The sequence below is a fragment of the Pectobacterium sp. HCp5_1 genome (genome assembly GCF_032905925.1).
GTDB classification, from domain to species: Bacteria; Pseudomonadota; Gammaproteobacteria; order Enterobacterales; family Enterobacteriaceae; genus Pectobacterium; species Pectobacterium brasiliense_A.
Map to the genome: position 1 here is coordinate 31,625 of NZ_JAUMIO010000019.1, position 14,153 is coordinate 45,777.

12 protein-coding genes are annotated in these 14,153 nt (G+C 55.9%); 8 read left to right on the forward strand and 4 right to left on the reverse strand.

The features are described from left to right. Positions 1-453, forward strand: a complete 453-nt coding sequence (moaE, locus tag Q3A88_RS13995) for a molybdopterin synthase catalytic subunit MoaE (protein ID WP_010280927.1) — start codon at positions 1-3, stop codon at positions 451-453. 112 nt (positions 454-565) lie between these two features. Beyond that, positions 566-1,273, forward strand: a complete 708-nt coding sequence (locus tag Q3A88_RS14000; protein ID WP_010297658.1) for a Bax inhibitor-1 family protein — start codon at positions 566-568, stop codon at positions 1,271-1,273. 321 nt (positions 1,274-1,594) lie between these two features. Here the strand turns inward: Q3A88_RS14000 and Q3A88_RS14005 are convergent, their stop codons facing one another. Genes Q3A88_RS14005 through hlyD form a run of 4 tightly spaced genes read right to left on the reverse strand, consistent with a single transcriptional unit; the run spans position 1,595 to position 6,672 of the window. Beyond that, positions 1,595-2,731, reverse strand: coding sequence for an ABC transporter permease (locus Q3A88_RS14005; protein WP_317178125.1), 1,137 nt, complete (start codon positions 2,729-2,731; stop codon positions 1,595-1,597). A 9-nt stretch (positions 2,732-2,740) separates the two neighbouring features. Further along, a complete protein-coding gene (locus Q3A88_RS14010; protein WP_100017108.1) occupies positions 2,741-3,916 on the reverse strand; it encodes an ABC transporter permease in 1,176 nt (391 codons plus the stop codon). Continuing rightward, the gene (locus Q3A88_RS14015) at positions 3,909-5,651 is read right to left on the reverse strand and encodes an ATP-binding cassette domain-containing protein (RefSeq protein ID WP_317178126.1); all 1,743 of its coding nucleotides are present in this window, start codon (positions 5,649-5,651) and stop codon (positions 3,909-3,911) included. The genes Q3A88_RS14010 and Q3A88_RS14015 overlap by 8 nt, the downstream gene beginning before the upstream one ends. Then, positions 5,644-6,672: a secretion protein HlyD gene (gene hlyD, locus Q3A88_RS14020; RefSeq protein WP_233990622.1), complete on the reverse strand. Its 1,029-nt coding sequence runs from the start codon at positions 6,670-6,672 to the stop codon at positions 5,644-5,646. Before hlyD ends, Q3A88_RS14015 begins: the two co-directional genes overlap by 8 nt. Before the next feature lie 552 nt (positions 6,673-7,224). Between hlyD and Q3A88_RS14025 the strand changes: the two genes are divergently transcribed. Genes Q3A88_RS14025 through Q3A88_RS14050 form a run of 6 tightly spaced genes read left to right on the forward strand, consistent with a single transcriptional unit; the run spans position 7,225 to position 14,015 of the window. Beyond that, positions 7,225-9,330 carry a TonB-dependent receptor gene (locus Q3A88_RS14025; RefSeq protein ID WP_110162731.1) on the forward strand — a complete coding sequence of 702 codons (2,106 nt, stop codon included), beginning with the start codon at positions 7,225-7,227 and terminating at the stop codon, positions 9,328-9,330. Further along, on the forward strand, positions 9,320-10,339 hold the full coding sequence (locus tag Q3A88_RS14030) for an ABC transporter substrate-binding protein (RefSeq protein WP_233990620.1): 1,020 nt from the start codon (positions 9,320-9,322) through the stop codon (positions 10,337-10,339). The genes Q3A88_RS14025 and Q3A88_RS14030 overlap by 11 nt, the downstream gene beginning before the upstream one ends. Then, positions 10,336-11,325: a FecCD family ABC transporter permease gene (locus tag Q3A88_RS14035; RefSeq protein WP_233990618.1), complete on the forward strand. Its 990-nt coding sequence runs from the start codon at positions 10,336-10,338 to the stop codon at positions 11,323-11,325. Before Q3A88_RS14030 ends, Q3A88_RS14035 begins: the two co-directional genes overlap by 4 nt. Continuing rightward, positions 11,318-12,349, forward strand: a complete 1,032-nt coding sequence (locus Q3A88_RS14040) for a FecCD family ABC transporter permease (protein ID WP_233990616.1) — start codon at positions 11,318-11,320, stop codon at positions 12,347-12,349. Before Q3A88_RS14035 ends, Q3A88_RS14040 begins: the two co-directional genes overlap by 8 nt. A 12-nt stretch (positions 12,350-12,361) precedes the next feature. Continuing rightward, entirely contained in the window at positions 12,362-13,213 is an 852-nt protein-coding gene (locus Q3A88_RS14045; RefSeq protein WP_317178127.1) for an ABC transporter ATP-binding protein, read from the forward strand. Continuing rightward, on the forward strand, positions 13,203-14,015 hold the full coding sequence (locus Q3A88_RS14050; protein ID WP_110162578.1) for an IucA/IucC family C-terminal-domain containing protein: 813 nt from the start codon (positions 13,203-13,205) through the stop codon (positions 14,013-14,015). Before Q3A88_RS14045 ends, Q3A88_RS14050 begins: the two co-directional genes overlap by 11 nt. Positions 14,016-14,153: the final 138 nt, after the last annotated feature.

The window sequence follows — 14,153 nt, forward strand, 5'->3', positions numbered from 1 at the left end:
GTGGCAGAGACGCGTATTCGGGTCGGCGAAGAGAACTTCAACGTAGGTGATGAATATCAGTGGCTGGCGCAGTGTGATGAAGACGGCGCGGTCGTGACGTTCACCGGTAAGGTGCGTAACCACAATCTGGCGAAAGACGTTAGCGCGTTGACGCTGGAACACTATCCCGGCATGACGGAAAAGGCACTGGCAGAGATTGTCGAACTGGCACGCGAGCGCTGGGAACTGCCGCGTGTAAGCGTGATTCATCGGGTGGGCGCACTCTATCCGGGCGATGAAATTGTGTTCGTTGGCGTCAGTGCCGCTCACCGTAGCGCGGCGTTTGATGCCGCCCAATTTATTATGGATTACCTGAAAACCCGCGCGCCATTCTGGAAGCGGGAAGCGACGCCGGAAGGCGAACGCTGGGTGGAATCACGCGACAGTGATAAGCAGGCCGCGCAGCGCTGGTAGTCCATTTCTGTGTTAGGATAAAAGGATGCGGGGAAGGCGTTTTTTAGTGTCCTTTCCTCAAACGGGCGGTTTGCGCCGCGTTAATCAGATAACTTTATGCAAAGGTAACATCATGGACAGATATCCACGCTCGGGTTCAATCGTTGAACGCTCGCAGTCTGGTCTTCAGGCCTATATGGCACAGGTTTATGGCTGGATGACCTGCGGCCTGCTGTTGACGGCGTTCGTCTCGTGGTACGCGGCGAATACGCCCGCCGTACTGAACTTTGTTTTCTCCAGCCAGATCACGTTCTTCGGCCTGATCATTGCCCAACTGGGGCTGGTCTTTGTGATTTCAGGCATGGTACAGCGCCTGAGCGGTACGGTCGCCACGTCGCTGTTTATGCTCTATTCGGCGCTGACGGGGCTGACGCTCTCCAGCATTTTCATTATGTACTCCGGTGAATCCATCGCCAGCACCTTTGTTATTACGGCAGGGATGTTCGGCGCAATGAGCCTGTACGGCTACACCACGAAGCGTGATTTGAGCGGCTTCGGCAGCATGCTGTTTATGGCGCTGATCGGAATTGTGTTGGCTTCGCTGGTGAACCTGTGGCTGAAAAGCGAAGCGCTGATGTGGGCAGTAACCTATATCGGTGTGGTGGTGTTTGTCGGCTTGACCGCGTATGACACCCAGAAGCTGAAAAATATCGGCGAGCAGTTGTCCGTTGATGACAAAGACAGCTTCCGTAAATACTCCATCGTGGGCGCGTTGACCCTGTACCTCGACTTCATCAACCTGTTCCTGATGCTGCTGCGTATTTTCGGTAATCGTCGTTGAGGACAAGGCTGTAACCTAAATGCTTTACTGCGTTATGTGAATCAGTGCAAAGGTTTCGGGCGTGTCAAACATAGCGTTTTTTGTGCCTAATCACACGCCCGACAAGGAGCGCTCAGTTGCCGCAGCTCCTTGACCTCTGGCTGTTTGGCGTTAATTGTGCCGCTACGCGGTGCCTTCAGCGCTCGTGACCGCTATTCGTGCCGCCAGTGACGCGTTCCCGACGCGGCACTGGCTTTCGCGGCGTCCTGCCACTCACACGGCGGTCACGTCACCTCAGCACAATTTTTACGCCACTTGGTTATCTTTTTCCCTTACCTGCTATTACGCAATATTCCGTCTAAAAATCGCGTAGGCCGCCGAGCCGGTGGTTAGCGTGATGATGAACAGCGGCCATAGACTGCCCCAGATAATGCTGAAATCCGCGTCCTTGAGGTAAATCTGCTTGGTGATGTCGGTGAAGTGACGAATCGGGTTAACCCAGGTGAGGTGCTGCAACCAGATCGGCATGTTCTCAACCGGCGACACATAGCCGGAAAGCAGAATCGCGGGCATCAGGAAGACGAACACGCCGATAAACGCCTGCTGCTGCGTTGAGCATAGCGAAGAAATCAGCAGACCGAAGCCCACCAGCGACAGGCCGTAGATGAGCATCGTGGTGTAAAACAGCAGCAGCGATCCGGCGAAGGGGATATGGTAAATTAGGATGCCCGCCAGCAGTGCGATCGTGGCCTGAAACGTGGCGACAATCAGCGCGGGCACGGCTTTGCCAATAAAGATCTGGCTGGTGGACAGCGGCGAAACCAGCAGTTGTTCCAGCGTACCCTGTTCCCGTTCGCGTGCCACGGAAAGCGCTGTGACAATCAGCACACCGATAGTGGCGATCATGGCAATCAGCGACGGCACGACAAACCATTTGTAATCCAGATTCGGGTTATACCAGTGACGTACCACCAGCTCGCTGTTGTTTGGATTGGAAGAGCTCTGATTCGCGCCGCTTTGAACCGGCCTGGCCGCCAGCAACTCCAACTGATAATCCCGCACGATGTGTTGTACATCGTTAGCGGCGATCTGTGCGCTATTTGAGCGTCTGCCGTCGAGAATAAGCTGGAGCGACGTGCTGTTCCCACTGGCGATATCGCGTGAGAACTGCGGCGGGAAGCGCAGAATGAGAAGCGCGTGCTGATTATCTAACGTCGGTGCAATATCCTGCGAATTATGCAGCATCAGCACGTGAGAAAAGGATTTCGCTTTGGCAAAGCGCTGCGTCAGTTCTATCGCATGGGGGCCGTTGTCTTCGCTGTAAATCGCAATGGTCGCGTTGGTTACGTCGAGCGTCGCGGCGAAAGGAAACAGGGAAACCTGAAGAATAACGGGCAGCACCAGAATGGAGCGCGTTTGCGGATCGCGCAGCAGCGATTGCAGCTCCTTAATAATCAACGTCCACAGGCGATGCAGCATAGTCGCTCCCTAATCCAGCCTGCGCCGGGTTTGCCAGGCCGTCAGGCCAATAAAGACCAACGCGGAGAGAATGAGAAACAGCAGGTTAGTCATCAGCACCGTACCGATATTCCCCGCGAGAAACAGCGTTTGCAGCGTGCTGACAAAATAGCGCGCCGGGATGATGTACGACACGCCGCGGACAAATTCCGGCATGCTGTCGATTTCAAAAATAAAGCCGGACAGCATGATGGCAGGCAGAAATGCTGCATTCAGCGCCACCATCGCGGCGTTGAACTGGTTGCGGGTGAGGGTGGAGATCAGCAGCCCCATGCCCAGCGTGCTAGCAAGAAACAGGCTGCTGATGACAAACAGCAAAATCAGCGAGCCGCGATAGGGCACCTGCATGATGAAAGTGGAGACCAGAATACACAGCGTCATGGCGATCATCCCAAGAAAGTAATAAGGGATGAGTTTGGACAGCAGCAGCTCGGTACGGGTGACCTGCGTAGAGAGCAGCGCCTCCATCGTTCCGCGCTCCCACTCGCGGGCAATCACTAGCGAGGTGAGGATCGCGCCAATCACCGTCATGATGATGGTAATCGCGCCGGGAATGATGAAATGCTGACTGATAGCAGCTGGATTAAACCAGTAGCGCGATTGCACCTCGATAAGCTGCTCGAACGTCTCGCCGCGATCTTCCGCCCGCTGCTGTTGCCAAAGCAGCCAGATGCCTTCCGCGTATCCCTGCACAAAATTCGCCGTATTGGGTTCGCTGCCGTCGGTAATGACCTGGATCGGTGCACGATCGCCCGGCCGCGCCAGCCGTTCGGCAAAGTCGGTGGGGATGACGATCAAGCCGCGAATGCTGCCGGCCTGCATCTGTTGGATCAGGTACTGACGATTATTGCTGATGGTCGGTTCGATAAACGGCGACGCTGCGAAGGTATTCGCCAGATCGCGCGCATCTTCGCTCTGCTGCTCCATCAGGATACCAACGTGCAGGCGGCTGGAATCCAGATTGATGCCGTAGCCGAAGATAAACAACAACAGCAGCGGAATGACGAACGCAATCAGCCCGCTACTGGGATCGCGCAAGATTTGGCGGGTTTCTTTCAGGCACAGCGCCCGCAGGCGACGCGTGGAAAAATGCGTGCTGCCGTGCTGGCTCGTTTTATCCTGCTCTGGCCTATTCTGTTCAACCATGTTCCGCCTCCCCGTCGTACGCCTGAATCAGCGCGATAAACGCTTCCTCCATCGTCGGTGATGGCGTCTGTGTGCTGGCCGCCTGATGCTTCAGTTCGTCCGGCGTGCCGCTGGCGATCAGCTTGCCGTGATACACCAGCCCGATGCGATCGCAATATTCGGCTTCGTCCATGAAGTGCGTGGTGACCATCACAGTGACGCCGCGGTTGACCATACCGTTGATATGTATCCAGAACTCGCGCCGGGTTAGCGGATCGACGCCGGAGGTCGGTTCGTCGAGAAACAGAATGTCGGGTTCGTGCATCAGTGCACAGGCTAGCGCCAGCCGTTGTTTGAACCCCAAGGGCAGGGCGTCCGGCGTTTGGCGATAAATGGGTTGGAAATTGAAGGCGTCGGTCATTCCGGCCATTTTATCGCGCTGCACCTTGCCCTTGAGTCCATAAACGCCGGAGAAAAAGCGCAGGTTCTGTTCGACGGTCAGGTTGCCGTAGAGCGAGAACTTTTGCGCCATGTAACCCAAATGCTGGCGAGCTTTGCCGGAGCTGGTTTTCAGATCCATGTCGAGCACCAGCGCTTTGCCGTCAGTCGGTACCAGCAGGCCGCACATCATCTTGAACGTGGTCGATTTTCCCGCGCCGTTCGGGCCGAGCAGGCCGAAGATTTCTCCTCGCTTCACCTGAAAACTGACGTGATCGGTTGCCGCAAAATCACCAAATTTTTTCGTCAACGTCTGGGCTTCAATCACCGTTTCACCACCGCTCACGTCAATCTGCGGCATGATGCTCGCCAGCGATGAATCACTGGCCGGGCCGCCGCCCAGCAGGTCGATAAAGGCATCTTCAAAGCGCGGATCGGTGTCGTGCAGGCTGCCTGCTTCCAGGTGCAAGGCGGAGAGCAACGATGCTCGATCCGCATCGGGTTTTAGCATCAGCCTGACGTACTGCCCCTGAATCACCCCATCGCTGACCTGTGGCAGACGCAGCGCTTCCTGTAACACATCCCGGTGTCGACGAGCGCCGCTATCAATCAGAATGCAACGTCCCGCCATACGTGCGGTCAGATCGCGCGGCGCACCGCGATACAGCAGTTCACCTTCGTTCAGCAGCAGCACATCCCGACACTGTTCCGCCTCATCAAGATAAGACGTGCTCCACAGGATCAGCATGCCGTCGTCGGCCAGTTCATGCACCATGTGCCACAGTTCGCGGCGAGAGATCGGGTCGACGCCCACGCCCGGTTCATCCAGCAGGAGCACCTTAGGTTGCCCCAGCAATGTACAGGCCAACCCCAGCTTCTGTTTCATGCCACCAGACAGTTTACCCGCCAGCCTGTCGGTAAAGCGGGTCAGATCGGTAAATGACAGCAGGCGCTCGAACGTTTCTCTGCGCACTTCGCCAGTGATACCGCGCAGGTCGGCATACAGCGTCAGGTTTTCCATCACCGTCAGGTCTTCATACAGGCCGAATTTTTGTGGCATGTAGCCCAAAATGGCATGCAGTTGACGATCCTCCTGGATGGGATCCAGATTCGCCACGCGCAGTGTTCCGTGACTGGGGGTTAATAATCCGGCCAGCATGCGCAGCAGGGTGGTTTTACCCGCGCCGTCGGGGCCAACCAGCCCGGTAACCGCACCGCTGTGTATCTCGGCGGTGAGGCTGGCGAGCGCGGGTTTCTCCTGTCCGGCAAAGCGTTTTTCCAGCCCGTCCAACGCGATCTGCGCGGGAGAGTTAGTCATGGCGAACGGGCTCGTGAGCGCGATTGGCATCCTCCGTGCGCGTATCGTCAAAACGTAGCGTGACCGGCATCCCTTGCCGTAATCCGTCATCGGGGTCGTTAACGACAATACGCAGGCGATAAACTAAATCGGTGCGGAGATCTTCCGTTTCGACGCTTTTCGGTGTGAATTCGGCGCTAGGTGAGACAAAACCGACTTTGCCATGATAGGGCTGATTGGGGCGGGCGTCGGTGTAAATCAGCATCTGGCTACCGGGCACGACGCGGCCAAGATCTTTCTCGCTCACGTAGGCGCGTACCCAAACCGGGCGAGTGAGTGAAAGGGTGAAAACGGTACTGCCCGATGCCAGCATGCTGCCTTTTTCGGCGGCGCGAGTGAGGATCACGCCGGGAGACGGTGCCAGCAGTTCGGCATCCTGTTTATTCAGTTCTGCCTGCGCCAGTCCGGCTTCGGCCTGTGCCACCGCTGCCTGCGCGGCGGCAATTTCCTGCGGTCGGTTACCGCTTTCGAACTGGCTCAGTTTGTCTTTCGCTGCCTGTAGTGTTGCAAGCGCCTGATTACGTGACGTTCTGGCATCGTCGAGCATGTTGGCGGAAATCGCACGTTTGTCCCACAGCCCTTGCTGACGCTGGTAGAAGCTGTTGGCGTAATCATAGGCCGCCTGACTCTGGACAACCTGAGAGCGAACCTGCGCGATCTCTTCCTGTCGGTAGCCTTCCTGCGACAGCTGAAGCTGTGCCTGCGCGCTGGCGAGGTTCGCCTGTGCCTGATGTTGTGCGTTCAGATAAGGTGCGGCGTCCAGCGTTGCCAGCGGCTGCCCTGCCTGCACGGCATCGCCCTCATCAACGTTCAGCTCGGCTACTCTGCCGCCGACGCGGAAGGCCAAATTGACAGTGCGGATATCGACATTGCCGTAGAGCGTTAACGGCTTTTCCTGCTGTTGCTGGTGGTGATAAAAACCATAACCCGCACCGAGCAGGACAAGAACCAAGGCAGCGAACGCCAGTTTTCTCTTGTTCATCACGCATAGTTCCTTGTTTATCAAGAATAGCTCCTTTTTTATCAGCGGTCGGCTTGTCAGCGGTAGCGATCCCACAGGCTGTTCAGAGGACGCCTCGTCGCTTATTTCTGGAAGCTATTAATCATATGACGGGTTACAGGGGTTTATGGCGATATAGAGTGATCAAGTTCACAAAAATGCATTGCGTTCGGTCGGTTTTTTCACCTATTTCCGTCCGTATCTGACGTAACTCCTTTATTTTGTTAAAAAATAGAAAGAATTCGAAAGAATTGTAATTTATTTAATTGAATGATAATAATTGTTATTAGCAATTACATATGTATTGGTACTGACATAGTGATCTGACAGCAACGATCGCGGCGTACAGAATGAAATACTCTGCGTTCTATGCCTGAACCGATCATACCCGCCAAGATGTTTCGCGTGAGACGAAGCATTTTGGCATTTTTTTGTCTGTGCCGAGGTGGTGGTTTCCAGGTAAGCACCTCGTCACGGACGGTGACTTTTATTGACGGTTGGATACATAACCAAAGGGGAAGGACAGTGAACCAGATGCGCACTTTACTCGCATTGATGCCATGCGTGCTGATTGCTCCGGCGTATGCACAGGATGACACGACCAAAAAGGATGAGACGAGCGGTGATGAGATGGTGATTACCGCCTCACGCTCGAATATCCAGCAGCAGAAAGCGCCGCAGGTGGTCACGGTGATTACCAAAGAGCAAATCGAGCAGCAGATGCAGGTCACCTCCGACTCGTCACAAATTCTAAGCAACTTGCTGCCTTCGTTCTCCCCCAGCCGTCAAAAAATGAGCGGCAGCGGTGAAACCTTCCGCGGTCGTGCCGCGCTGGTGATGATCGACGGTATTCCCCAGTCCAACCCCTTACGTCCGACCGGGCGTGAGATGCACACGATAGACTACTCGATGGTCGAGCGCATCGAAGTGATCCATGGCGCGAACGCCACCAACGGCATGGGCGCAACGGGGGGCGTGATTAACATCATTACCCGTCGACCGGAAAACGGCTCATTTAATCAGCACGTCAACGTGCAAACCACGATCCCGACGGAAAAGATTCGCGGTGAAACCGCCAGCTATAAAACTACCTATCGGGTCGATGGGCGTGAAGACTATCTCGACTATCTGTTCGCGATTGGCTATGAGAATCAGGGGCTGTATCTGGACGGCAACAATCGGCCTGTTGGTGTGGATAACACCCAGGGCGACACCATGGACTCCCGTTCTTATGACCTGTTAGCGAAAGTCGGGTACTGGCTGGATGACTATCAGCGCATTCAACTGAGTGTAAACCGCTATAACATTAAAAATGAGAATAACTATCTGAGCGTGGATGGTATTCGTAATCAGGGTATTCCTACTACCTCAGTGCGCGGCACACCACCTGGTGAAGCACCCCATAACAGCATATGGACGACCGGCTTAACTTATGAACACCACGATCTGGCAGGAATGAAACTGTCTGCGCTGGTATTTAATCAGCGTTATGAGGCGCTATTCGGCGCAACGAACTCGAACACGTTTCAAGACCCTGCGATAGCGCCCAGAGGGACGCTTTACGATCAATCTCGCTCAGTAGCCAATAAGTATGGCACCAAGCTGGCGCTGACCAAGGACGATTTACTGGATGACACGCTGAAAGTCACGGTCGGTTTCGATACGCTGTACGATAAGGGTAAACAAGACCTCTACCTGACCAAGCGTACCTATGTGCCGGAGATGGAGTACACCAACTATTCACCGTTTATTCAGGGTGAATATCAACTGCTGGATAACGTCACGCTGCACGCGGGAATTCGTCATGAAATCGCCAAGCTGAAGGTCGGTGACTATCAAACGCTGGCGTCTAACAATGGCGTGACAGTACAAGGCGGTAGCCCGAAATTTAATGAAACGCTGTATAACGCTGGCATCGTCTATGCTGCAACGGATTCACTGAGCCTGTTTGCCAACTACTCGGAAGGGTTTGGTATGCCGGATGTGGGGCGTGCGTTGCGTTCCATCAGGCGTTCAGGTGTTAGTCTGAAAAACTTTGACGGCTTTAAGCCGATTGTGACAGATAACGTAGAGACGGGGTTCCGTTTTAAGCGGGATAAGTTTGATTTTGAAGCCAGCTATTATGAGTCCAAATCGAAACTGGGCGAAAACGTGACGGAGAGCGGTGGCGTATTTTTGTCCGAACGCCAGCGCACACAGATTCGCGGTGTTGAAGTGACTGCCGGCTATCAGATCAACGAGCAGCACAAAGTTAATGCTTCCTATGCGCACAGTGAAGGAAAGTATGACGACAATAAAGATGGCAAAGTGGATAAAAAATTCAACGGCCTGAATATCGCGCCGGATCGTCTGATCACCAGTTGGTCGGCGAATTGGAATGATAAATGGAGTTCGTTCGTGCAGGCGAATTACGCCTTTGGCCGCAGTTTTGACGATGCGGGGATGGCGTTTGACGGCTACCTGCTGATGGATGCTGCCGTGGGGTACAAGCTGCCGTATGGTCGCCTCAACGTTGCGGTGGCGAACCTGCTGGATAAACAGTACATCACCTACTATTCGCAGGCGGGGCTTGTTAACGATACGCGCTATTTCTCTGGGCGCGGCCGCACGGTAACGCTGGGTTATTCGATTGATTTCTAAGCTTAACCGATTTAATTCCGTTCTCAATTCAGCAACACGGCAGCGTTTTACGCTGGCCGTGTTGTTGTCTTTTCTGCTGGTGACGTTCGTGCAGGCGGCGGAATCGCCGCGTCAGATTCATCATGCGTTGGGCGTGACCACCGTGGACGGGACGCCGCTGCGTATCGTGACGCTGTTTCAGGGTGCAACCGACTCTGCCGTGGCACTGGGAATCAAGCCGATTGGCGTGGTGGAATCATGGACGGAGAAGCCGATTTATCGCTACCTTCGCCCCGCCTTGCAGGACGTAACGCTGGTTGGGCTGGAAACACAACCCAGTCTGGAAACCATCGCGCTACTCAAGCCCGATCTCATCGTGGCGTCTACGTTTCGGCATGAGAAAATCTACGGTCTGCTGTCGCAGATCGCGCCGACGATTGCGCTGGACAGGGTGTCTGAATTTAAAGAAACGGTGCAGATGATGGGGGTGGCGCTGAACAAGGAAGAAAAAGCGAACGAGATTTTATCCCACTGGAATCAGCGCGTGGATGCGCTGCGTGACCGCCTGAAAGCCCAGTTCGGCGAGCGCTGGCCGCTCAGCGTCTCTATTCTCGAATTCCGTGAAGATCACATGCGTACCTATCTACCTGCCAGCTTTGCCGGATCGGTACTGTCGGAAATCGGCTTTGTCTGGTCGCGACCGGAAAGCTATACGTCAGGCGTGATGCAAAAGCTCACCAGCAAAGAGAGTATTCCGGTGGTGGATGCCGATCTGTTCTTTGTTTTGCTGCGTTCAGACAAACCGGCGGTGGCAAAGAACTATCGCGACTGGCAGGCTCACCCGCTCTGGCAGCGACTACATGCGCCTCAGCAGCAACAGGTGTATCCGGTGGATAACGTGGCCTGGAGCCTGTCCGGCGGTATTTTGGGTGCGAATCAGATGCTGGACGATATCGAACAACAGTTTGCTGGCAAGACAGAGTCTGCTGATAAAAAAAGCGATATCGCAGAGGAGAGTCATACGCGATGAGACAAGGCATCGTGACAGCAGCGGGTGTCGTATTGCTGCTGCTGAGTGTCGTCGCCAGCCTGATGCTGGGGCAAACCACCATTTCGTTGGGAGCCGTGTTCAATTCACTGTTCCATTACGATCCGCAGCAGATCGATCACATACTGGTGCTAACGACACGCCTGTCGCGGACGGTGATTGCCATCGTCGTCGGTGCCAGTCTTGCCGTTGCCGGGGCGTTAATGCAGGCGCTGACGCGTAACCCGCTGGCGTCGCCGGGGGTATTCGGAATTAACGCGGGAGCCATGTTTGCCATCGTCCTGCTGTCTTCGGTGTTTACCTTTTCCTCGCAGATCGCGCTGGCGTGGACGGCCTATCTGGGTGCGGCTGTGGCTGGCGTCATGGTGTATGTGCTGGGAACGCTGGGCAATGCGCGTTCCAGCCACTTACGCATTGTGCTGGCCGGTGCCGCGATTAGCGCGCTGTTTATTGCGTTTACGCAAGCGCTGCTGGTGATCAATCAAGACGGGCTGGACAGCATGCTGTTCTGGCTGGCTGGTTCGGTGTCTGGCCGCAGCCTATCGATGCTGTTACCGCTCCTGCCGTACTTTGTTATCGCGCTATTCCTCGCGCTGCTGCTGGCGCGTCACCTGAATATTCTGGTGGCGGGCGACGAGATCGCTAAAGGATTGGGGCAGCGAACCGCGTTGGTGCGTGCGCTATCCGGGTTGTGCGTGATTGGGCTGGCGGGTGGTGCGGTGGCGATAGCCGGAAATATCGGTTTTGTCGGGCTGATCGTACCGCATATTGTGCGTCGCGTGCTGTCTGCCGATCACCGCTGGCTGTTGCCCGGCTGTGCGATTTTCGGTGCCACGCTGCTGCTGCTGGCTGATGTCGCCTCGCGTCTGCTGATTGTGCCGCAGGAAGTGCCCGTCGGGGCGATGACCGCGCTGCTGGGCGCGCCTTTCTTCATTTATCTGGCGAGAAGGGGGATGCGGTATGGGTAAGGTGTATACCGTGCGCGTGGGAATGGTCTCGCGCCAGATTGATCGCTGCACGTCTGCGGTGGCGTTGTCGCTCCTGCTGGTGTTGCTAGCCGTCGTGTTCCTGTCGCTGTCATTAGGGCAGGTGGTGCTGTCTCCCGCGCAGGTGATGTCGGCGCTGCTGGGAAAAGCAGACAGCGGCGTGCATTTTATCGTCAATGACCTGCGTTTACCGCGCGCGCTGCTGGCGCTGTTGGTGGGCGGCGCGCTGGCGATATCCGGTCTGATTCTGCAAAGCATTGTGCGCAATCCGTTGGCCTCGCCGGATATTCTGGGGATTACCAGTGGTGCATCGGCGGCGGCGGTGTTCTTCCTCTCGTTCCTGGCGACGGCAATAAGCCAGCGTTGGCTGCCGCTGGCGGCAATGGGCGGGGCGTGGGTGACGGCGGTCGCCATTTATCTGCTGGCCTGGAAGCAGGACGCATCGCCGCTGCGTCTGGTGCTGGTTGGCGTTGGGCTGTCCGCCATCATGGGCGCGGCGGTCACGATGATGCTGGTGTTTAGTCCGATAGGTACCACGTTGACGGCCTATGTGTGGCTGACGGGCAGTATTTATGGCGCGCAGTGGCAGCATGTGTCTGAGTTAGCGGGTTGGTTGCTGCTCGGTGCGCCGTTTTTGGTGGGGCTGGCGAGACACGTTAACGTGCATGAGCTGGATGACGCGCTGGCCTGCGGCGTTGGGCAATCCGTCGGACGCATCCGGCTTGCACTTCTGACGCTGAGCGTCGCGCTGGCTGGGGCGGCCATTGCCTATGCAGGCGCGATGGCCTTTGTCGGCCTGCTGGCCCCGCATATTGCGAAAAAGTTGGCGAGCCGTTCATTCCCCGGATTGGCGCTAGTGTCGGCGCTGACGGGCGGCTTATTGGTGATGGTGGCCGATTTGATTGGCCGCACGGCGTTCTTACCGCTGGATTTGCCCGCCGGTATTTTTATCTCCGTGCTCGGGACGCCTTTCTTTATCTATTTATTGCTTCGGCAACGTTATTGAGATTGCAAGATTATGCCAGAGAATGTGCAGCCAGCACGCATCCCCCCAACTGACCGCGAGGCGATTGCCAGCCAGTCGCTGACGCTGAGTTACGAAAAACAGGTCGTGATTGATGCGCTGGATATCACGCTGCCAGCCGGGAAAATCTCGGTGCTGGTGGGCAGTAACGGCTGCGGCAAAAGCACGTTACTGAAGTCGTTTGCCCGTTTGCTGAAACCCACGAGCGGGACGATTATTGTTAATGGGGCGGATATTCATCGGCAATCCACCGTTGAGGTGGCGAAGTCACTGGCGATTCTTCCGCAAACGCCGACCGCGCCGGAGGGCCTGACGGTCTATCAACTGGTGAAAATGGGGCGCTACCCGCATCAGTCATGGTTGAAGCAGTGGTCGGCCACGGATGAAGAAAAAGTGCTTCAGGCGTTGCGCAGCACCGGCGTGCTGGCATTAAAGGATCGCGCGGTGGATTCGCTGTCCGGCGGGCAGCGTCAGCGCGTCTGGATTGCGATGACGCTGGCGCAGGATACCGATATCGTTCTGCTGGATGAACCGACGACCTATCTCGATCTGGCGCATCAGATGGAGGTGCTGGATTTGTTGCGGGAACTGAACGCGCAGCAGCACAAAACCATCGTGATGGTGTTGCATGATCTGAATCTGGCGTGTCGCTATGCGCATCACATGGTGGCCGTACATAACCGGACGGTATTTGCGCAGGGCAACCCGCGCGACATTCTCACAGAAGCCACGGTAAAGACGGTGTTTAACTTGAACTGTCGCATTATTGACGATCCGTTCTTCGGTACGCCGCTGTGTATTCCGTTTGGGCGTGAAGCGGCGGAGACAACGGCCGATGTCGGCTAATCGCCTGACGGCACCGCAGTGGGCGATGCTCTCCGGCACGCTGCAATTAACGGATGCTGCACAGCGGACAGGGCAGGATAGCTGCCCAAGCCGTAGGGTGTTAGATCCAGACTATTGCCGCTGGCTGCTGGAAACGCTGACGCCGCCGCTGCTGTCGCCATCAATCAAGATTACCGCTTCGCTGCTGGCGAAGCGGATTGGCTTCTTAACCACGGCCGCCAGCCTGTACGCCATGTCGGTGTATAACAAAGGGCTGAACATGACGCTGGATAACAGTGTGCTGGAATTCGGACACGCTCGCCTGTGGACATCAACCATGCCGCTTTACGATCTCACCGTCTCCCAACCGGAATTGGGACAACGAGACGCGTGGCGCGATAGCCTGTTCGACACGCTGTTTGCTCAACACCTGTCGCCGATCCTACATATGCTGTCGACGGTGTCGGGCGCGCCGCTACGCATTCTGTGGGAAAACGTAGCTGTACGGGTATTTTCATTATACGAACAGCGCATTGAGTGGGACGATCCAGCAGCGGTGTGCTCGCCGGGAATGACGCTGGCACAGCAGGTGCAGCAGGACTTTGACGCCTTGCTGGCTGCGCCCGGCGAACGTTTTGGCTGTGATGATAATCCGCTGAAACCGTTCTTTCGTGCAAAAACGCGGGTTCCCGTAGCGGGGCGTTCGGTGAGCTTTCGTGACGTGCGCTTTCGCCGCACCTGCTGTTTTTATTACAAGGCATCGCAGCCGCAGGAATACTGCCAAAATTGCCCCTTACTGCGCCCCGCCAGAAAAACGGGCTGATGCAGATAAAAATCCTCTCGTAGTTATACCCTAAATAATTCGAGTTGCAGGCAGGCGGCAAACGCGGGAATCCCCAGGAGCTTACACCAGTAAGTGACTGGGGTGACAAATCTGCCGGGAGCAGATTTGAACGCTGCT